Below are 21368 nucleotides of genomic sequence, written 5' to 3' on the forward strand. Positions count from 1 at the left end.
GCCAGGTCGCCAACCGGCCGGTCTACGCCGCCATCGGGGTCACCGTGGACGGCCACAAGGACGTCCTGGGCCTCTGGATGGGCGTCGGTGGGGAGGGTGCGAAGTTCTGGATGAGCGTGCTGGTCGACCTGAAGAACCGCGGCGTGAAGGATGTGTTCTTCCTCGTCTGCGACGGCCTCAAAGGCCTCCCCGAGGTCGTGACGAACGTATGGCCGCAGACCATTGTCCAGACCTGCATCGTGCATCTGATCCGGAACACCTTCCGGCTCGTTGCCCGTCAAGATTGGGACGCGGTGAAACGGGACATCAAACCCATCTACACCGCACCCACCCCCGACGCCGCTCTCATCGCACTGGACGAGCTCGAGGAGAAATGGAGGAAAAAGTACGGCGCGATGATCCGGCTCTGGCGCAACGCCTGGGAAGAATTCATCCCGTTCCTCGACTACGACATCGAGATCCGGCGCATGATCTGCTCCACGAACGCGATCGAATCCCTAAACGCCCGCTACCGCCGCGCGATCCGCGCCGGGGACACTTCCCAACCGAACAAGCAGGGTGGGTTCACGCGGTCAACGCAACACCGGGTTGGTGGGTTGAGAGTAGTGCATGCAGTGCTTCGTCGGGCGTCTTCCAAGCCAGTCGCTTCCGTGGTCTGTGGTTGAGTTCGTTGGCGACGAATGTGAGGTAGTCGCAATGATATGCGGATAGGTCGTTCCCTCTCGGGAAGTACTGGCGAAGGAGACCGTTCGTGTTTTCGTTGGTGCCACGTTGCCATGGTGAATGAGGATCGCAGAAATAGATGTCCATGCCCGTCGCCGCAGCGACTTGTGCGTGATTTGTTAACTCTCTGCCTTGATCCCACGTCAGAGAACGTCGTAGCCATTCAGGTAAACAGGTCATCGCTTCCACTAGTGCGCGCTGGACTTGGTCCGCACCGCGACCGTGAGGGAGGTGAAGCAGGACGACGTAGCCCGTGACCCGCTCGACAAGCGTGCCGATCGCTGAGCGATGTTGCGGTCCAGAGATCAGGTCGCCTTCCCAGTGGCCAGGAACGATACGCTCGTTGACTTCAGCCGGTCGCTGACTGATGTTCACCATGTTCGCGATCCGTCCTCGACGCTCGGCCACTCGCCGCCTCGGTTTCCGCAACGCTCGTCCCGTCCGCAAACACCGTGTCATCTCACGCGCCAACGCCCTATCGCCCGGCAGATACAGAGCTCGATAAATCGCCTCATGAGACACCCGCATCTCCGCGCTGTTCGGAAAGTCCACCATCAAACGCCGGCTCACCTGCTCAGGACTGTGCTTGCTCTGCAAATGTTCTTGAACGTAGGCACGGAGCTCTTCATTCTGTGTCAGCTTCGACCTCTTCGGGCGTTTGGCACGGACGTCGGCCTGGGCCTGCGCCACGGTGGCTCGATACCCCGTCTTGCGGCGACGAACCCCTCGAACCAACTCCCGGCTGATCGTCGACGGCGCGCGTCCCAACGCCCGAGCGATCACACGGACACCCTCACCAGCGGCGCGACGGCAGCTGATCTCCTCGCGTTCGCTGAACGACAAACGCGACGATCGCGCACTCGAAGAATCAGCCGACGCGACAGCGGGGATCATCCCGCCAGCCTCGCGGAACCACCGCCAGGCCACCGCCTTCGACACGCCAGCAACCGCAGCCGCATCATCAAGAACGACCCCGGTACGCATCAGCGACCAGAACCGCCGCGCAACCTCTGACGGCAACGCAGGACGCCCCATCACGAACACCTCCAGTCACACAGGTGTTGCGTTGACCGCGTGAACCCACCCAGCGATGAAGTGTCTGTATCTTGTGACCCGCAGCCTGGACCCCACCGGCACAGGCCGCACCCGATGGACGATGCGCTGGAAACCCGTGCTCAACGCCTTCGCCATCACCTTCGGTGACCGCTGGCCGGGAGCCGAAACCTACTGACCGAACCGCCGGAAACACCGATCATGAGATAGACCCAGATCTCAAACACGCTCTGAGGTCGAGTGCTTGGAGGTGGTCGGCGTTGAGGCTGCACACTCTGTTGGTGTTCTGGAGGGTGCCGCGGATGAGGAGGGCGGGTGCGTTGCGGGCGAGGTGGCGGTAGCGGGTCCATAGGCCGGGGCTGGCGATGATGTTGAGCATGCCGGTTTCGTCTTCGAGGTTGAGGAAGGTGATGCCGCCGGCGGTGGCGGGGCGTTGGCGGTGGGTGATGGCGCCGCCGACGAGGATGCGGGTTCCGTCGGGGACGTCGGGGACGGTGGCGGTGGGTAGTGCGCCGAGTTGGTTGAGGTGGTCGCGGAGGAACTCGACGGGGTGGCGGTCTGGGGTGATGCCTGTGGCCCAGACGTCGGCGATGGTGAGTTCGATCGCGGTCATGCCGGGCAGGGCGGGGGTGTGGCCGGCGGTGGCGGTGCCGGGGAGGTAGTGGGGGCGGTCGCGGGCGACGGCGCCGGCGTGCCAGAGGGCTTGGCGGCGGTCGGTGCCGAAGGAGGTGAAGGCGCCGCTGGTGGCGAGTGCTTCGAGTTGGGGTTGGGTGAGGGTGGTGCGGCGGCCGAGGTCTTCGAGGTTTCGGTAGGGGCCGTGGGTGTCGCGTTCGGTGATGAGGTGCTGGGCGGTGTCGGTGCCGAGGTGGCGGATGGAGCCGAGGCCGAGACGGACGGCGACACCGCCGGCGACATCGCCGGTGCTGTCGGGGTGGGGTTCGAGGGTGGCGTGGGCGAGGCTGGCGTTGATGTCGGGTCCGAGGATGGTGACGCCGTGGCGGCGGGCGTCGGCGACCAGGGACTGGGGTGAGTAGAAGCCCATGGGTTGGGCGCGGAGCAGGCCGGCGCAGAACGCGGCGGGGTGGTAGCGCTTGAGGTAGGCGGAGGCGTAGACGAGGAGCGCGAAGCTCATGGAGTGGGCTTCGGGGAAGCCGTAGCCGGAGAAGGCTTCGATCTGGCTGTAGATGGTGTCGGCGAGGGTGCCGGTGATGCCGTTGGCGGCGGCGCCGGTGTAGAAGCGGTCGCGGAGGCGTTCCATTTTGGCGCGGGAGCGTTTGGCGCCCATGGCGCGGCGGAGTTGGTCGGCTTCGGCTGGGGTGAAGTCGGCGACGTCGATGGCCATTTGCATGACCTGTTCCTGGAACAACGGCACTCCGAGGGTGCGGCCGAGAGCGGGGGCGAGTTTCGGGTGGGCGTGGGTCCAGGGTTCGCCGTTGCGGCGGCGGATGTAGGGGTGGACGGAGCCGCCTTGGATGGGTCCGGGGCGGATCAGGGCGACTTCGACGACGAGGTCGTAGAACTGGCGGGGCCGTAGCCGGGGGAGGGTGGCGAGTTGGGCGCGGGATTCGACCTGGAAGACCCCGACCGCGTCGGCCGCGCAGAGCATCTCGTAGACGTTGTGGTCGGCGAGGTCGAGGTTGGCGATGTCGACCTCGACGCGTTCGTGTTCGCGGACGAGGTCGACGGTGTAGTGGATCGCGGAGAGCATGCCCAGGCCCAGGAGGTCGAACTTGACCAGGCCGATCGCGGCGCAGTCGTCCTTGTCCCACTGCAGGACGGTGCGGTCTTTCATCCGGGCGTGTTCGACCGGGACGACTTCGGAGACGGGGCGGTCGCAGATGACCATGCCGCCGGAGTGGATGCCGAGGTGGCGGGGGGCGTCGCCGATCTGGGCGGCGAAGGCCAGGACGTCGTCGGGGATGGGGTGTTCCTCGCCAGGGTCGGCCTTCGCCACGGATCCCCAGCGGTCGATCTGGCGGGCCCAGGCGTCTTGCTGGCCGGGGGAGTAGCCCAGGGCTTTGGCCATGTCCCGGACCGCGGACTTCGCCCGGTAGGTGATGACGTTCGCGACCTGGGCGGCGTGGCGGCGGCCGTGGGTGCGGTAGACGTACTGGATGGCTTCTTCGCGGCGGTCGGACTCGATGTCGACGTCGATGTCCGGGGGGCCGTCGCGTTCGGGGGCGAGGAAGCGTTCGAACAGCAGCTTCCAGCGCACCGGGTCGGCGTTGGTGATGCCCAGGGCGTAGCAGACCGCCGAGTTCGCTGCGGAGCCGCGGCCTTGGGCGTAGATGTTGTTGCGGCGGCAGAACTCCACAATGTCCCAGACAACCAGGAAGTAGCCGGGGAAGTTCAGCTCCTCGATGATCGCGAGCTCGTGGTCGAGCTGTGCGTAGGCTTCCTCGTTCCCGGTGCGGGGTCCGTAGCGGCGAGCGGCGCCGACCGCGGTGAGGTGACGCAGGTAGGTGGCTTCGGTGTGACCGTCCGGGACGGGGAACGGCGGCAGCTGCGGCGCGACGAGTTGAAGGTCGAACGCGCACTCCACCCCGAGCAGCGCCGCGCGTTGCACGGCGCCGGGGTAGCGGCGGAACACCCGCGCCATCTCCTCACCCGTGCGCAGAAACGCCACCGGGGCAGGTGGCAGCCAGCCGTCCATCGCCTCGAGGTTGCTCCTGGCGCGGACGGCGGCGACCGCGGCCGCGAGCCGGCTCTGCTCGGGCGTGGCGTAGTGCACGTTGTTGCTCACGATCGCCGACAGCTCCAGCTCGCCTGCCATCGCGTGGAGCAGGTCGTTGTGGCTGCTGTCCAGCGGGAGTTGGTGGTCGATCAGCTCGACCACGGTGTGCTGGGGACCGAACCAGTCCCGAAGCCGGGCCAGCTCCGCGTAGGCCTCCTCCGGACCTGCCGTGGTGAGGGCATGGCGGACCGCGCCTTTGCGGCAGCCGCTCAGCGCGACCACGTGCCCGCGTAACTCCTCCACGACCTCGTCCAGGTCGTAGACCGGTCGGCCTTTCTCACCCCCGCACAGGTGCGCGTTGCTGATCACCCGGCACATCCGGCGGTAGCCCTCCAACCCCCGCGCCAGCAGTAACAGGTGCCGCCCCTGGGGGTCGGGAACACCGTTCTGCGGGCCCGGCAGGTCCAGCGACAGCTCAGAGCCGAACACGGTCCGTACGCCCAGTTCGCGGGCGGCTTCGGCGAACCGCACCACCCCGTACATCCCGTCGTGATCGGTGAGCGCGATCGCGTCCAACCCCGCCCGCGCCGCCTCCTCCACCAGCTGCTCCGGGTGGCTCACACCATCGAGAAAGCTGAAGTTCGAGTGCACGTGCAGCTCCGCGTAGGGCACCCGCACCCCCGCACCACACAAATCGTCACTCAGAAACCGCCCGGCCAGGTCCGGCGGCGGACCCGCGTACCCCTCGCGCTTACGTGACCACGCGGGACTGTCCCCGCCATCCCCGACCGCAGCGCTCAGCTCACCCGAGAACGCTCGCTCCAGATCCGCCCACCGACCACTGCTGTCAAAACCCACACCAACCCTCGTTCCCCACCCAGCTAAGCCGCCGCGGGGAAGACGGCGATCGAACATGTGTTCGGTAGTATGAAAGTCGACGGAAGGCCCCGTCAAGGCCGGAACGAGCGGAGGTACCTCACTCACGCTAGGTGCGCCGGGTGAGTATAAGCGCTGGTCAAGGGCGCTGGTCATCGGTCTGTCTGACGTGCTGCGCAGGTGCTGCGGAGGTCGGGCAGAACGGTTGGGTTCAGGGTGCACCGGTAGGTGGGAGGGGAGTTGGTGGTGGTGTTGGACACGCGTGAGTGCGCGAAGTGTGGGCTGCATCCCGCAGGCGGTGGAGGTGTGTTGTGTGCGAGGTGCCGTGAGCTCATCCAGGGGCAGCTGGACGGCTACTGGTCCCCGAGCAGCGCCGAGGACAGCGTCTCGGACACCTCACTCGCGTAGCTCGGTCTGTCCCTGATGGACCATTCACACACAGCCCGCGCGGATATCGCGGGCGGGCTGCCGTCTACGGGGGAGTACGGCTATCGTCGCAGGTAGGAGACCTGTGCCTACCCGGGGCCGGGCGGTAGGGGAGGGAGCGGCAGATGGCTCGCCGTGGCGCATCCCACCTTCCCGCGGTGGTTGCACCGATGCTGGCGGCACCGGATGGGGGTCGTCTGCCGGACAGCTCAGACTATGCCTACGAGTACAAGTACGACGGATACCGGGCAATCATGCGGGTCGCCGCGGACGGCACCATGGCGATCACGAGCCGTAACGGCAACGACCTAACGGAGGAGTTCGCGGTCCTCGCCGGCGGACTCGGCGAGGCACTGGCTGGTCGGGACGCGGTGCTCGACGGCGAGTTGGTCGTGCTCAACGCGGCCGGGCAGCCGGAGTTCGGGCTGATGCAGGAACGGCGTGGTCGTTTCCAGCAGGGGTTCTCGGTCGCGGCCGAACCGGTGTTGTATCTGGTGTTCGACCTCCTCCAGCTCGGCGAGGCGACGCTACTCAGCGAGCCCTATGACCGCCGGCGTACCTTGCTCGAACAGCTGGACCTGCCTAATCCAGAACGGATCACGGTGGTGCCCTCGTTCCCCCACGCCACCCTCACGCACCTCGGACTCACGCCCGGAGACCTGCTGGCACGCGCCGCAGCCGCTGGGTATGAGGGCTTGGTGGCCAAACGGCGGGCGTCGCGCTATCACCCCGGTCAGCGCAGTCCCGAGTGGCGCAAGCACCCGCTGATCCGCACCCAGGAGGTCATCGTCTGTGGGTGGCGGCCGGGCAAGGGACGCCGCGCCGACACGATCGGCGCGCTGCTGCTCGGCGCGCACGACGCCGTCACGGGCGAGCTGTTGTACGTCGGGGACGTCGGCACGGGCTTCACCGACCAGGCGTTGCGCGACATGCATGCCCGGCTCACCCGGCTGGAGCAGCCTCGCTGGCCGTTCACCACCGCGCCCTCCCGCGAGGACGCACGGCACGCACACTGGGTCGCCCCGGTGCTGGTCGGCGAGGTGGTCTACCGGCAGTTCACCCGCACCGACCGCCGCCTGCGCCACGCGGCGTGGCGAGGGCTACGCGAAGACAAGTCCGCAGCCGAGGTCATCGCTCCGGCCAGCACAAGCGCAGCCCTAACATCGCCTGCGGAGCTAGAGCCCGAGCGGCAGGCGCGAGCCAGCGCCGTGGTCACCACCAAGGTCACCGTCCGAGCCGGGAAACGCCAGTTGACGCTGTCCAACTTGGACAAACCACTGTATCCGGACGGCTTCACCAAAGGTGAGATTATCCACTACTATTCCACTGTCGCCGAAGTGCTCCTACCGCACCTGAAGGCCCGACCGGTCACATTCATCCGCTTTCCAGACGGCGTCGGTGGCCAGCAGTTTTTCGAGAAGAACGTGGCCAAGGGCGCGCCGAGCTGGCTCACGACCGTAAAGCTGGCCAGTCGCAGCTCCCGCGGTGGGGACACGATCGAATACGTGCTGCTGGACGAGCTCGCCGCACTCGTGTGGGCAGCGAATATGGCCGCGCTGGAAATCCACATACCGCAATGGCAGATCGGGCCCGGCCCGCAACGCCAGCCACCCGACCGCCTCGTCTTCGACCTCGACCCGGGCGAGGGCACCACTATCGTCGACTGCTGCCGAGTGGCCGAACGGCTCTACAACGCCCTCCGAGATGACGACCTCACTCCGGTCGCGAAGACCTCCGGATCAAAGGCATGCAGCTCTACTGCGGAATCCGCACCGATAAACCCGAACTGCCCTCCGCCTACGCGAAGGCACTCGCCCAGCGCTTGGCCACCGAAACCCCGGACCTGGTCACGGCAAAGATGACCAAAACGCTGCGACCCGGCCGAGTGTTCATCGACTGGAGCCAGAACAACCCGGCCAAGACCACCATCGCCCCGTACTCCCTCCGCGGCCGCGACCGACCGATCGTGTCCACCCCGGTCACCTGGGACGAGATCCGCGCCTGCCGTCAACCCGAGCAGCTCACCTTCACCGCCGACGACGTCCTCGACCGCATCGACAACCTGGGCGACCTGTTCGCCGACCTCGGCAACCACCGCACGACGCTCCCGGCGCGGTAGAGACCGACGCGCCCCGATCCGCCGCACGATACCGCCGTAAGTGCCCCGGCGTCGGTTCGGCGAGTGAAGACTCGGGGGTGTCGTGCTGGCAACGGCACAACCTGGAACTGCGCCGACCTTCCAGCGCCCCGGTAGGGATGAGCTTGTAGAGGAAGGTCGCTGGCCGCAGCCCTGACTGGAGCAAGTAATCGAATCTGTGAGCGAGACGGCGCACGACGTGCGGCGTGAGTGGCACTAACCCCGTCGCTGACCTCGGTCTCGCCGTGCGCGTCATGCCGACGCGCCGTGCTTGAGCACGTACGCACCGACGGTCACACCTCGGGCGCGGCTACGTCACGGTCCTGGTTGCCGCTGCCCTCGAGCTCGTCGAGGGCCTTCATCCTTCGGTGGACCGGGGTGGTGTTCGTGGCACACCACCTGTCGGCCGACTACCACCACCTGGATACGCGCCCCGGGCCGAGCGAGGCCTGGCACCATCACCCGGGGATACGTGTGAAGGACAGGAGGGGTGGATGGTGGCGCATGACGAGCGGGAGCCCGGTTCGGATCTGGCGTTATCCGCGGACGGGACATGGGAGCGGTTCGATGTCTTCGCGGGCCACCCGGATGTTTCCGACGTGACGGAGTACTTGCGGAACCAGGGGTGGTACTCGTTCCTGCGGCTGGGTGATGCTGAGGAACTGGGCATCGAGATCGAGGTGTGGGCGTCGATGCAGGGAGCCGGGTACCTGATCGATGTGTCGGGACGTGCGGGCGGCGGGTCCTTTTTGAAGGTCACCACGTTGCCGCAGGTAATGGACCTGCTAGCGAAGTGGGCCCCGGTGGTGCAGGCCATGAGCATCGCTCGGGTGGTGACTGATCTCGGCGAGCCTGAGATCAAGCAGTACGGGTTCGTGGAGAGCGTTGCCGCCCGTGCTGCCTGGGCGGCGCAGGACTGGACGCCGATCCTGAGGAAGAACCACGAGGAACAGGAAGCCCGGGCGAGGCAAGCACGGCGTGACGTCCGCCGCCGACGAGACAATCCGTGACCGCCCTCTGTGGGCGGCTCGGGGGAGAGCGACCTGGCCACGAGGGACGTGTCCTGATCGGTCTCATCGCGGCGGTCGCCCGCCGAGATCACAGCTCCGGCACGTGTCGAGTTCCGCCGCAAGGCAACGGTGAGGGCTGTCGCTGTTCCTCCTGGTCAGGGGGCATTAACTTGAGTTAACTGAGGGGCAGAATGGAGAGGGCGTCCCACCCACGCGTCGGTCGCCGGTGGCACACCGTCGTCGCGGTTGTCGCGTTGACCGTCCCGCTGATCACTGGGAGCAGTTGTGTGCCCGATCGGTCTCCGATGAAGGTGTGCGACCTGCTGTTCGACGGTCTCCAGGTCCGGGCGGGGCTGCTCGTAGGAACCGTCATCGCTGTGTGCGACCAGCCGCCGCAGCGGCACCTGCTGCGCGCCGGTCTCGAGCTGCGGGTAGGTGACGAATGGATCGAGATCGGCCGCAGCCGAGTAGCCGACGTCATCCCCGACGCCGCTGGCTTCCCGGTTGAGGTCAACGCACCCTGCGAGGAGGGAACCTGGCGCGCGTGGGCACGCGCGGAGGGAGTAGGCCCGGCGCCGCCGGCTACGCCGTTCTCGTTCTCGGCTACCGGCGCGGAGCGAGCTGTCACGCTGGTCGAATGCGCCGCCTGACCGCAGCCCAGGCGGAGAGGTGACACATCCGGGCTCGACGTCTCGCGCGGCGTGCGAGCGCGCCTGTCGGTCGACTGAACCACCTCGGCTGGGTGACACTGTTGCCCATGGGACACACCGGCCATACCTCAGCCGGACTCACCGGCCGACGGGTCGAATGGCGCGGCCCGATTCAGACCGACCACCTCGCCGCCGCCTATCACCACGCGGTCGACGCCGGCGCCCGTCGCCCGCCGACGGCGGCGGAACGCCGCCAGCTTGCTCCCGGTGACCAGGGCACCATCGGCGCGCGCCTCAACTCCCCGACTGGCGCCCAGCGCTGCTCGGAACCGGACGACGCGTTCTACAGAGTGGTCTGGGACAACGGGGTCGAGCTGGACATACTGCTACCTGGCGCCGGGCACGTCGTCCACATCCTTCCCGACAAACCACTCCCCGCCCCCACGACCATGGTCTCCCTGTCAGGTCTCCGGAGCAGTCTGCTGCGTCGGCTACGCGCCTTGCTAGGCCCCCATCGACCTACCTGACTACCACTCGCAGAGACCTCCCGAAACGCCAGCACCTGGCCCGTCACTGCCCATCTCCCTTCTCACCGGTACGTGATCTGGCCTTCGGTGTGATGGTGGAAGGGCTTGGTGAACCAGTAACGGCGACGACCAAACGTGGGAACCAACCGGGACGGGGATGCCGACGGGCGGCATGCACGGCGCCCCGCACGGTCCAGCTGGCGCCACGGAAGCTGACGGGCGGTGCCTATGCTATGACCTGGCGATCGGCGTGCGGTCCGGTAGAGCACCCGCCACCGCCTCCACACCCCTCACCTGCGGCGTGCTGGGACCTGAGTCTGGTGGAGGCGAGCCGGTGCGGGATCGATCCGGCCGAGCAGACCGTTGTGGTCGAGTCCGCGTTCGAAAAGTGACGTCACTGGCCTCGCATGATCAAGCACGTGTCGCAGTGCCGCAGTCGCCCTCGAGGTGGAAGGACGCCAAGCTGTCGTGGCACAGCGGCGAGGAGATCAGCCGCTGGCCCGGCCTGCCCCTCGGATCGTGACTGCACCTCGCGGACAACTGGGCGCGTGCACACGGGTGGATGACGTCGAGCCAGAGCCGGGTCGTGGCCTTGTCCTGCCGGGCGTAGTCGTTCCCTGTCGAAGCCGAGCTCGTCGAGTCCAACGAGCGCGTTGACGGCGTGTCCCCCAAGCCTTTAAGCCTGCGGCTGGCTCACATCACAACGCAACCGCCTGCAGTAGCTGAGCGATTTGCTGATTGAGCTCGTGTACAGCCGGAACGCGGCCGTACTGTCGCCCCGCGTTGCGTAGTTGCCGGAGGGCGTCGAGGACCCGGTCGGAACGAACCGAGCTGGCCGCAGTGACTGCTTGGCTGCCGAGTGTGACGGCGTGCATCGGGTCGTCGCGGGCCATGGTGAGGGTCGCGAGGTTCGCGATGGCGAGTACTTTGCCTCGGGTGTAGCCGCTGGGGAACTGAGCGACAGCCGCAGCGAGGTGGTCCTGGGCCTGGGAGTAGTTACCTCCGTTCAGCGCGAGGCCGAGGAGCGCTCGGCCGCTGTCCCGTGCGAGGTGCGGCTCGTCGTAGTAGGCGATCCAGGGCGGTTCGTCGCCATCGCGCTGGGTGAAGCAGCGGGCTGCTACGTCCAAGGCTGTGAAGCACTCCGCCTCGCGTCCCGGGTGGGCTATGCCCAGGGCGCGGGCGTGCCGGGTGTGCATGACCGACCTGACTACTGGTGTCAGTCGGTCGGCTCGCACGAGTGCCAGCTCGGCAAAGCTCAACGCGTGGTCCTGTCGCGCTTTGCGTGTGGAGTCGTCATGGAGCGAGTCGTCCTGGTGGCTTCGGTGGACGGAGAGGTTCGCGAGGCCGGACAGGGCCTTCGCTCGAAGTGCCCAGTCGCCGGCTTCGGTCGCGCAGCCGACGGCGAACCTGAAGCAGCGTTCAGCGTGTTGATGGGTGCCGGCGTCGAAGCACATGCCCCCGGCGGTATCTGCGAGGTCGGCGACGGCGGAGAAGAGATGTTGGCGCACTGCCTCGCTCGCGAAGCGGCCCTCAAGCAGGTCGGACGCTGTTGACAGGTGGGTGAGCACCCCCTGGGCCGACAGCCCACCGCCGTAGAGGTGATCTTGATTCGCGAACATGCGCGCCATTTGCCGGATCTGTTGCACCTCGCTGGTGCCGATGCGCCGACCTGCATTGGCTGAGGTCGCTCTGGCGGCGAACTCGCTGAGCGGGTCGCTCAGAACCATGCCGGCAACGGAACCGGCCAGTACGCGCAGGAAGGCTTTGCGTTCCACGTCGTCCCCTCCGCTCTCTGATTGGCGGCTACGCACCACGGTAACTATGCGCGAGCGGGGGTTGAAGAAGCCCAAGTCCGCGTCGGACGCTGCCTGGAGCACCTCGCGAAGGGCGCGTCTGTAGTCCCGGTTGGGCCAGCGATGGATGCCTCGTTCGAGCTTGCCAACGTAGTCGGCGTCCATCGCTCCGGGCTTGCTCGTCGCGGCCTCGACCTGGGCGTTCGCACACTCTGCCACCTGGGCCTGCGTCATCCCGGCCGCGTCCCTAGCAGCCTTGAGCAGCTCGTTCGGCCCGCTGAACACCCTGTTCCCTCCGCAAGGACTCCATCTCACAGAGTAAGACATCAGGGCCTGGAGCGATGTTGATCTCGGTGAGACCTCCGTAAAGCCTCCGGGTTGTCTCCTTCCCAGCGGGGTGCTGATCATGGGCCCTGACCTCCGGGCTGGTCTCCGTTCCTGTGGTCCATCCGATCGGCCACGCTTAGTAGCGGCGCTCGACACTGAGTGGTTCCCATCCGCGGCCCCACGGCCTGCAATCTGATCGGGCCGTGGTTCGTCCTCGGCGTCGGGCGCCGTCCAACTAACCCGTCACGAGAGCAGGTGGCAGCGGTGACGGCCTTGGCTGAGGTCAATCCACTCCGGCGCGACGCGGAGCTGCTCGAACGCCCGCAGCTTGCCATGCCGGAGCCGGCGCAGCTGTACGGGCTCGTGTGCCCCGCCCTGCTGCTGCATGTGCCGGATGGGCGGACGTGCCGGTATGCCGTGCACGTGGACATGCGTACGGGGTCGTGTGATCTGGGGCGTTCCGCTCGGATGCAACCGGATCGGCGCGGTTCTGAGCCGAGGCCGTCGCACCTGTCGTCGTGCGATCCCGCGCCGGTCCGGCTCCCAGTGATCTCGGGTGGGAGGGGGGCGTGACCACCGCCAATGTCGTGCTGGCCTCGATCGGGATCGGTTGCATGATGCTGTTGCTCGGAATCTGGGTGTGGGCGACGGCGCGAAAACGGCGTCGAGTGTCAGCGGTCGTCGAGGAGGAGGCCGCGACACATCCAAACGCAGTGGCCGTGACACCGCAGCCTGTGGCCGAGGTGAGACGTGCGGAGGACCGACTCGGCGTCGCAGCCGTTGATCTAGCTGGCGCCGATTCTCGGTGGCAGGTTGTCCAGACGTCCAGTTGTGTGACCGCGACACGTGGATGGCCGGACGGCACGGTCGACACCGTCCTTCTGTTCGCGGCCGGACTTGGCCATGCGGCCCGGGAAGATCCTGATCGCGGTCGCATCCTCTGGTCGGTCAGTGGCTCCCTAGAAGACGTGGTCAGGGAAGCGCTGACCGTGCCGTCTCCGGACGCGCCCGACGCGCCCCGTATGTCAGGAGCCGCCCTGCCCAGAGGTGAGTGGCGATGACTGCGACCGCCGTGCTGCTGCTCACCATCGTCGCCGTCGGCGTCGGTTGCGGTGTCTGCACGATCGTGCGTGACCTACACGACTACCGAAACCGGTCCTAAGACCCGGTGGGCACGAGCCCTTCCCCGACCTCGTGCCCACCGGCCTGTTCGTGTGCTGGGACACGCCAACACCGGGAACCGCCTTCATGGTTCATCTCTGCTGACCGAACGGAGGGAAATCCGATCGCCAGCCTTCCGAAAAAAGAGTCGCCGGAGCACACCCAACACCCGAGGAAGGCTGGTTCCAACCGCAGTGTCATGGCCGACCCACGACCCCGCCGACACCACCGTGGCCCGCTACCTACGCGACACCGGACTGCCCCATGGGCCAGAAGCCGATGCCCTTCTCCACGACGTGCTCGACAGTTTCCATCACCTCTGTGCCGACGCGGAACGGTGACGGGGCTCGGTGGTGGGGAGGTGGGGAGCGGCTCACCCACCCCGCCCATGGCCGTCCACCCGTTGGTCGAGCCGGCTGAGGCAAGGCCGGTCGACCCAGTCATCACCACGAAAGCGGGTATCGGGATGCCGCGAGACCCAGTCGGCGCCGCCGACCTCTTTATGCTGCCGCAGGAGCGCTTCGACGATCTCTACACGGCCGTATATGCCTTGATTGATGACGCTAAAGCGGAATATCACGTGGTGAAGCTCTACAAGGGATCTCATGCCTCGCCCAACCCGCACAAGAGTGTGACCGACTTCGGTGCCTGGTTCTTTGAGCGTCGTCGTGGACTTCTCGGATACGCATGCGACAAGAATCGACCAGCAACCCTCCAATATGCCCTTGAGGATCTCGCCGAGTTCGACCGCGTGCACAAACCGCGTATCTCGACGGTGGAGGCGTTCACCATCCTCGCCCGAAGTCGGGACCAACCGAACGAGGCGTTCGAGGACTATCTCAACTATGTCGCGGACCGGACGCATCAGTTCGGCTGGTACAGGGGCGGGTCGTCCGGGTTCGACGACGAAGCGCGAGCATTCACGTGCGCGCACTTCCGCCAGCTCGGTATCTCGTGCGACATCGACGACGTGATGATCTTCGCAGGCGGCGCCAAAGGCGTGTTTCTCGCCTGTTGCGCTGCGTTCATGAGTCACCGCATGTTCGAGGAGTTGCACCACCGTGGCGGTGTGGTTCTCGCGCCTAGTGGCTACTACCAGTCGCTACGGTTGCTTCCGCCGATCTTCGGCGGGACCCTCCACGTCGAGGATGATCTGACCGGTGAGACCGTCGACGAGTGGTTGACCGACACCGAGGACCTTCCCGGTCGGGTGGTCTATGTCCCGCTGGTCAACAACCTGGACGGCAGGGTCCTCAGCCGCGAGCGCGCAGAGGACATCGCTTCCGCGATCGTCAATCACAATCTGGATCACCCACACAACCCCGCCTATGTGATCGGGGACGACGTGTACGTGGGCTCCTACATGCACGACGACCTGGACGCCACGCCAATCGGCGCAATCCCCGAACTGGCCCTCTGGTGCGTCTCGGTCGTCACCCCGTCCAAGACCTTCACCTTGCCAACCGGTCGAGTCGCGTTCGCCACCAGCCGCAATCCCGCGGTGCGCAAGGCCATCGCCCACTACCGCACGGTCTTCTCCCACGGCCGAGTACCACAGTCCAGCGAACTGATCAGCGCCGCAGCGATCTCCCTAACGCCGGAGAGCTGGATAGACCGGTGGAACAACTGGAACCGGGAGCATCTGGGCTACTTCGCCAGGGAAGTCAACAACCTGAACGCGGTGTTGGGCCGGGAGGTATTCCGGATCGAGCAGCCAGAAGGCGGCTGGTATGCCCCCGTGCGGGTTGCGCGGGACTTGTTCGGTGAGCGGGTCCGAAGCAGCGTGGACGCCCACGCTGTGCTGCTCTACTACGGCGGCGACGACCGGGAGTCGGGGGTCGCCATGCTCCCCGGCGAGTTGTTCGGCCGAGGGTGCGACAACGGCTGGTACACACTGCGGGCGAACCTGGCGGTGGACACGGGCACAATCGCGAGGACGGTGCGGCGTCTCCACGACGCGGCGTCGGCGATGCTCGGCACGAGCCGCGATCACGTCATCGGCCACGCCCTCAGTCGCGCTCGCCGCGTCGTGCCAGATCTCGACCGGACCATCGCCAACCGGCGCTACTAACCCCCGACCGCGGCGGCGTGGCGCACCTGAACTGTCGGTGCCCTGCGCTACGGTCGCCACCACATCTAGTAGTTGCCTGCGGGCAAGACGGCACAAGTTGTGTATGGAGGGCGAATCTGATGAACCACCCACCCGCCCGTGAGCGACTGCCACGACGGCGCCACGGGATCACCCACGCGGTCACTGTCAACGGGGCCGAGGTGTTCATGACGGCCAATCAGTTCCCAGACGGCCGACCCGGTGAGGTGTTCGCCAAGTGGGGCAAGGACGGCTCAACCGCAGGCGGCATGATGGACGCCTTCTCGATCATGCTTTCTCTCGCCCTGCAGTATGGCGCGCCCGCCGAGGTGATCGTGTCCAAGCTCAAGGACCTACGGTTCGAGCCATTCGGCATGACCGATGATCCCGAGATCCCCGACGCCTCCAGCATCATGGACTGGGTCGCCCGACGGCTCGCACTCGACTGGCTGCCCCACCACACCCGCAAGCAGCTCGGCGTCCTCACCACCGAGGAAGAAGCCTCGCTTCCGGCCGATGCCTACGCGCCCACCCCCCTCGTCCGCCACGAACCCAAGGACGCCCGAGCCAGCGCGTGATGGACTACCGCACGCACTACGAACGGCTCGCCCCGAGCTTCACCCGGCACTGGTCGTACACCCCAGAATTCGTGTCCTGGATGACCGGCTGCCTCGTGGAACGCCTCCAGTTGGGAGCAGGCGACTGCCTCGTCGACTGCGGCTGCGGTACCGGCATCTACACCACGCGACTCGTCGAGCACGCAGCACGGGTCATCTGCCTCGATCCCATCCCAGCCATGCTCGAACACCTCCCGGCCGATCCCCGACTCGTCCCGAGCATCGGAACCGTTGAACAGCTCGCCATCGGGCACCTGCTCGTCGGCGAGCTGTTCGACGCCGTCCTGCTCAAAGAAGTCATTCACCACGTCAACGACCCTCCGGCCACCATTCACGCGCTGGCGCGACGGCTTGCCTCCGGTGGCCGGCTACTGGTCGCCATGCTTCCGCCGACGATTGACTACCCGCTCTTCCCCGCCGCCCTCGCCCGATACAACCGCGGCAAGCTGACTCCCGACCACGTCGCGGGTTGGATGGCCGACGCCGGACTTCACGTCACAACTTCGGCGGAGCAACACCAGGTGGACATGCCGACCGAGCAATACCTCGACATGGTCAACGACCGGTACCTGTCCCTACTGGCCCGATTCACGGACACCGAAATTGCAGCCGGCATTCGTTACATCCAACGTCAGCACCCAGGAGACTCGATAACATTCACTGATCGGTTCGCCTTCGTTCTGGGCGTCCGTGCGCATTGACCGCGGAATCGATCGCCGACCGCCCGTGGGCGCTGGAGATCTTCCACCTGTCGAGCCAGCTCGATTGTGTTTGGCGCCCGAGATAGAGGATACGGTCAGGGCCGGAGCTCTCACGAGGAAAATAGGCAAGACGAGCAGCAACCGACCGAAGTCCGCCACCCTCAGAGGAGGAGGCACGCGGCGTGTCGTTGACAAACACTGAAACATCGCTTTGTGCACCACGCCTAGTCAAGAGAAAGGCGCGACGCCTGTGGACGCCGAGGATGGCGACCATGTCGACGCCGCGATGAACCAGAGGGGTAGCCGGGCATATCTGAGTCTGTGCGCGACGGGACGACATCTCGTCGCCGCGGCTGCGGTCCTGCTACTGGCTCTGCCCTCGTGTGCCGTCGGTCGGGCGGGAGGACCTGTCGCGGACTCGGCGGACGGGGGTACCTCGGGCACGTCCGCGCCGTCCAACCCGGTCTCGGCCTATCCCATGCCGCCCCGGACGCGCGACCTCGACCTCACTGGGGTGGATCCGTGTACTGACCTGCTCACCGACGCCCAACTGCGGGAGTTGGTCTACGACGTGGGCTATCAGAGCCGGCCGGGACGGAGCACCAGCGGCATCCACGGCGGCCCAGGGTGCACTTTCTCGTCCTCCACGCCGCTCGGGCGGGAAGGCCGGAACATCAGCGTGCTGTTCAATGTCGCCACCACCGAGGGGGCGGAGGTGTGGCTTACGGATCCCGCCAGGTACGCCAGCGCCCGGCTGGCTCGGCCGGCCACCGTCGAGGGGTTCCCGGCTCTCGTGGTACCGCACCCGCGGTTCGTCGACTCCTGCATGGCGGTCGTGGACACCGCGGACGACCAATATCTGCTGGTTGCCTCCGAGCCTGACCACACGAACGACACCAGCAGCGACCGCTACTGCGCAGAGGCCGAACGAGTGGCGACCATGGCCATCCAGACCCTCTCCGCCACCAGACGGTGAAGGGCGCGTGAGACCAGAACCGCCGCCACGGGCTCTTGTGCGAAGACGGTTCCGACGACGACGTCTGCTCGACGAACTTCCGGCGTAGATGGTCCCTGGTTGAGGGAACCGCTCTTGCCGACGACCCCCCATAGCTCGTCATCAGGTGCCGCTCGCCAACAGCCGGAGGCGGTTGCCCTCCGATCACCCATCCATACCACCGCCGGGACGCCTCCGCCGCTGCAGATCAGTGGTACCTGGAGCCGATCCTGCCCCGGTTGACTGGGCTCGATCCGGTGTTGGCACCCTTCTCGCCCGTACGTGGGAAGCGTCGAGGCGCGCGTGACCAGTCGATCCAAGCCGCTGGGTCAGCTTTGGACAACAACGTCTCGTGGAGTTGATCGAGCACCCCGGACAGTCTGCCGCCCCCGCAACCGGTCATCCTGGAGCTCACCCGAGCTCCTGAGGAAGGTCCTCTTATCCGATGGCGGTGTAGGGCACGTATAGGATCTCTTGCGTTACCTGCGGATCCGATAACGGCTTCGTTCCTATCCGGAGGGTCGGCTCGATCCGGTAGTAGCAGCTCGATCCGAGGCAACAACTCGTCGGACCTAACAGGGCGCAGCCACGACAACCACCTCGGACCAAGATCACGGGCTGGTGGGGATCCAAAGCCAACAACGGCTGAGCCTAACGATCACAGGTCGCGGCCACGGCATGCTTAGGCGCGCGTGGCCGCAATGTGGCATGGAAGTCGCCACGGGCACATCGTCACTCTTTGGCGAATTTCGGCTAGGGTCGTTACTGCGCGAGCCAGGGACATCAGGCGAGGCCCGGTCGCTGCTCAGTTCGCGAGGACTGGGATGCTTCACGAGTTAGTTGCACAATCGATGCGGTAGGGCATTGGCTCAGTGTAAGCGGCTATGGAGATCTTTGATTGTGGTCGATTTGTCTTCTTGCGTGAGTGATCGCGGTTCCTGTTCGAAGCGGCGATGTGAGGGCGGGAGCCAATCTAGACCGATAGAGGACCTCTGTAGCTGGGCGATCTGTGTATCACTGAGTGAGAGTGTCGGATATGAATAGACACGTTAGTGAGTCAGCGCGGAAATCGTGTTGACGGCACACCGTCTGGGGGCAATATGCATATACGCGGGAATTCAGTGGTGTTCGCGGTCTTGGTCACTGTCGTTGTTGGATTAGCGGGGGGCTGTACCAGCGAGGTCGACGGTCGCCCTGTCCCGACCAGCTCTGGCCCATCCGAGACCGAATCCACAGCTGACGATGACGAGGGAGGTGAGGCCACAAGGGATGAGCTCGTGGAGGAGTTGACGGCAGCCTTCGCCGAACTCCGCGACGTGGACCCGTGCACGCTGCTCGACCGGGCGGTCATCAAGAACATCACCGATGCCCAGGTCGGCATCCACATCCCGGGTCGACACCTGTCCGAATGCCAGGTTGACACCGAAATCGACAAGTACACACCTGGGTGGAGCTTCGCCGTCGACGTCGGCTTGTTCTACGAGGCCACGGAGGATATCCGACACGAGCGGATCGACACTGAGATGTTCTTCATCGAAGGCGACGAGTACCGCTGTACATACACGCGGATGGTCAACGCCAACGTCGGTGTGGCCCTCACCGCGACCATCCCACCGCCTATCGAAGGTCGCCCGGCCGTCGAGGATCCGTGCGAGATGGCGAAATCCTACCTTGCCGAAACCGGGACGACGTTCATCGAGATGGGACGCCGGGAACAGCAGCTCACCGAACCACAGCTCCCGCTGGCGACGCGCGACCCCTGCGAAACCGTCGACAACGTGGCACAAGCGATGAACACGGAAGCGATCGGCGTCCCGATCAAGACCTATCTGTGCTCGATTCAACCCGCTGGTTCCACTGAGGAGTCACCGCTGGCCGGGCAGAACCTGTCGGTCGGCTACGAGTTCATCCCCGATCCCCGAGATGACGTGCCTGCTGACGAGCCGGCTCCGCCGGCCGGTGCCGATGGGTTGGGCGCCATGACCGCGGTCACGATCGCCGGTCACGCCGGCAGCCAGTTCGACGGCGCGGGAGACCTGGGCTGCAGCGTCGACCTCGTCCTGGACGACAAACCGAGCCTACAGGACGGCGCTCTGACCCTGGTTCAGGTCGTGTCCGTTCTCTCAAACGACTGCGAGGTCACCCACCGCGTCGCGGAGGCCGTCATCACCACGATCAGCAGGTCCTAGCACGCCCTCTGAACCTCAAGCGCGGCCGGCACCTGCACCCAAGCACGCCCAGGTGTCGGCCCCGCTAGATCGAGAGACTCGACATGTCACCTATCACGAAGCGACCTGCCACCATCGCCGCGCTCGGCGGCACTGTCGCCGCAGCCATCCTGTTCGGCGCAATCATCGCGAGAGCGCTGCTCAACGCACATGACGGACTGCCACAGGTCGGCCGGGCGGGCTCGGGCCTGCCGGACCTCGGTCGCCCCACCTCGGCCCCACCCGTGACTCCGCCGGGCTCCACCGAACACCAGGCAGCGAGCGACACCGGCACGGCTGACCCGACCCACGGCACCTCCACGATCGACCCCTGCCACCTGTTCCAGTGGAGCGACTTCCCGGAACCAGTGCGTCCCTCCACCAACGTGGAACCTGAACCAGTACCTCGCAAGCCTGACGACGTATTCGACACTGCTTGCACATTCGCCTACTTTTCGGACGACACCACTCAACAGCGCCTGTTCAGCACCTTCGTCGCCGTCGGACACACCCCCAACATGTCCGCCGACCCTCAATCCCACCAGGCCGAACCCGCCGAATGGGGAGGACGACCCGGCACACGCAAGACCGTCACCACCGAGGACGGTACCGTCTGCACGGGTTTGATCCCCATAGACGACGACAACATCGGCGGTGTCTCCGTGATCAACTCACTGATTCCCCATACCGACCCATGCGCAGTGGTCGACGCTTTGCTGACAACGTTGGCCAGCAGAACACCATGACCTCTGCGCGGATAGATGTGACCCTTATAATTGCGCAAGGAATTTCTTGCTGGCCGGCGCTGACCCGATGAGAGCGGAGTGCTGGCGCCGCTGACCAGACGGCTGCTGGAGTCCGCGCGAGTGTGATCACTGACCAACCTGATAGGCCAATCATGACCAGGTCGGCACATCGGTCGCTCTCAAAACTGTGGCGGTGCCAAGACCGTGCTGGACGATGGCGGCCCGTCGATACACCGTCCCCGCAAGCTAATCGTCATTCCGTGGATCGGGTTCTCGGTGCTTGTCAGCCGCGCCGACCAGGTGGACGGTGCGACCGAGGACGGAAGCGATGGTCGCCCCCGCGGGTGTGGTGCACCTGGTCGCTCAGCTGTCCGAACAGGGCCGGAATTGCGGAGGTCTTTCGTGTCCGATCAGCCCGGCGTGGTGAACGAACGCCCTTCTGGTTACGGCGCGCGAGGTGCTCGGCGAGGTCGTAGCCGCCTGGGCGCGATGATTGTGTCCCAGTGGACCCACACGTGCAGGGGCATTTGGGTTGGTCGGCTGGATGGACTGGCGTAGCGCGAGCAGGGCGAAGTCGGCAGGGGAGCGCTGAACGGTGTTCAGCCTGTGGACCGGCTAGTGCCGCATCAAGCAACGTTGGGTAGGTAATCCGGGCGG

At 66.0% G+C, this 21368-nt stretch carries 13 protein-coding genes and 3 pseudogenes; 12 read left to right on the forward strand and 4 right to left on the reverse strand.

The window, feature by feature from the left end; translation table 11 throughout:
* A pseudogene (locus BU204_RS39685) lies at nucleotides 1–556 on the forward strand (IS256 family transposase); the annotation flags it as partial.
* Nucleotides 557–564: 8 nt separating this feature from the next.
* On the opposite strand, the gene BU204_RS35955 reads toward BU204_RS39685, so the two are convergent.
* Nucleotides 565–1758, reverse strand: coding sequence for an IS30 family transposase (locus tag BU204_RS35955; protein WP_233161016.1), 1194 nt, complete (start codon nucleotides 1756–1758; stop codon nucleotides 565–567).
* A 52-nt stretch (nucleotides 1759–1810) separates the two neighbouring features.
* On the opposite strand from BU204_RS35955, the pseudogene BU204_RS39690 reads away from it, so the two are divergent.
* Nucleotides 1811–1954, forward strand: a pseudogene (locus tag BU204_RS39690) (IS256 family transposase); the annotation flags it as partial.
* A 21-nt stretch (nucleotides 1955–1975) separates the two neighbouring features.
* Here the strand turns inward: BU204_RS39690 and BU204_RS35965 are convergent.
* On the reverse strand, nucleotides 1976–5308 hold the full coding sequence (locus BU204_RS35965) for an error-prone DNA polymerase (RefSeq protein ID WP_075130271.1): 3333 nt from the start codon (nucleotides 5306–5308) through the stop codon (nucleotides 1976–1978).
* Between the two features lie 698 nt (nucleotides 5309–6006).
* On the opposite strand from BU204_RS35965, the pseudogene ligD reads away from it, so the two are divergent.
* From ligD to BU204_RS35980, 3 genes and pseudogenes are all read left to right on the forward strand, one after another.
* A pseudogene (ligD, locus tag BU204_RS35970) lies at nucleotides 6007–7871 on the forward strand (DNA ligase D).
* Between the two features lie 512 nt (nucleotides 7872–8383).
* On the forward strand, nucleotides 8384–8899 hold the full coding sequence (locus tag BU204_RS35975; RefSeq protein ID WP_075130272.1) for a hypothetical protein: 516 nt from the start codon (nucleotides 8384–8386) through the stop codon (nucleotides 8897–8899).
* Between the two features lie 287 nt (nucleotides 8900–9186).
* Nucleotides 9187–9549, forward strand: a complete 363-nt coding sequence (locus BU204_RS35980) for a hypothetical protein (RefSeq protein WP_143229996.1) — start codon at nucleotides 9187–9189, stop codon at nucleotides 9547–9549.
* Between the two features lie 1225 nt (nucleotides 9550–10774).
* On the opposite strand, the gene BU204_RS35985 is transcribed toward BU204_RS35980, so the two are convergent.
* Nucleotides 10775–12103: a hypothetical protein gene (locus BU204_RS35985; protein WP_143229997.1), complete on the reverse strand. Its 1329-nt coding sequence runs from the start codon at nucleotides 12101–12103 to the stop codon at nucleotides 10775–10777.
* A gap of 336 nt (nucleotides 12104–12439) precedes the next feature.
* Entirely contained in the window at nucleotides 12440–12619 is a 180-nt protein-coding gene (locus tag BU204_RS39695) for a hypothetical protein (protein ID WP_143229998.1), read from the reverse strand.
* A 146-nt stretch (nucleotides 12620–12765) separates the two neighbouring features.
* Here BU204_RS39695 and BU204_RS39700 point away from each other — a divergent pair, with 146 nt between their 5' ends.
* The 7 genes from BU204_RS39700 (at nucleotide 12766) to BU204_RS39705 (ending at nucleotide 20711) form a co-directional block, all read left to right on the forward strand.
* Entirely contained in the window at nucleotides 12766–13257 is a 492-nt protein-coding gene (locus BU204_RS39700) for a hypothetical protein (protein WP_143229999.1), read from the forward strand.
* Between the two features lie 488 nt (nucleotides 13258–13745).
* Nucleotides 13746–15428: an aminotransferase class I/II-fold pyridoxal phosphate-dependent enzyme gene (locus BU204_RS35990; RefSeq protein WP_075130275.1), complete on the forward strand. Its 1683-nt coding sequence runs from the start codon at nucleotides 13746–13748 to the stop codon at nucleotides 15426–15428.
* A 119-nt stretch (nucleotides 15429–15547) separates the two neighbouring features.
* Nucleotides 15548–16024 carry a TSCPD domain-containing protein gene (locus tag BU204_RS35995; RefSeq protein ID WP_075130276.1) on the forward strand — a complete coding sequence of 159 codons (477 nt, stop codon included), beginning with the start codon at nucleotides 15548–15550 and terminating at the stop codon, nucleotides 16022–16024.
* Entirely contained in the window at nucleotides 16024–16764 is a 741-nt protein-coding gene (locus tag BU204_RS36000) for a class I SAM-dependent methyltransferase (protein ID WP_075130279.1), read from the forward strand. Before BU204_RS35995 ends, BU204_RS36000 begins: the two co-directional genes overlap by 1 nt.
* Before the next feature lie 286 nt (nucleotides 16765–17050).
* Nucleotides 17051–17740 (forward strand): DUF3558 domain-containing protein, encoded by a 690-nt coding sequence (locus BU204_RS36005; RefSeq protein ID WP_233161018.1) that lies wholly within the window; start codon nucleotides 17051–17053, stop codon nucleotides 17738–17740.
* A gap of 1295 nt (nucleotides 17741–19035) precedes the next feature.
* On the forward strand, nucleotides 19036–19947 hold the full coding sequence (locus tag BU204_RS36010; protein WP_075130278.1) for a hypothetical protein: 912 nt from the start codon (nucleotides 19036–19038) through the stop codon (nucleotides 19945–19947).
* Between the two features lie 83 nt (nucleotides 19948–20030).
* A complete protein-coding gene (locus BU204_RS39705; protein ID WP_143230001.1) occupies nucleotides 20031–20711 on the forward strand; it encodes a hypothetical protein in 681 nt (226 codons plus the stop codon).
* The last annotated feature ends 657 nt before the right edge of the window (nucleotides 20712–21368 follow it).

This window comes from Actinophytocola xanthii (assembly GCF_001921205.1).
In the GTDB taxonomy this organism is placed as follows: domain Bacteria; phylum Actinomycetota; class Actinomycetes; order Mycobacteriales; family Pseudonocardiaceae; genus Actinophytocola; species Actinophytocola xanthii.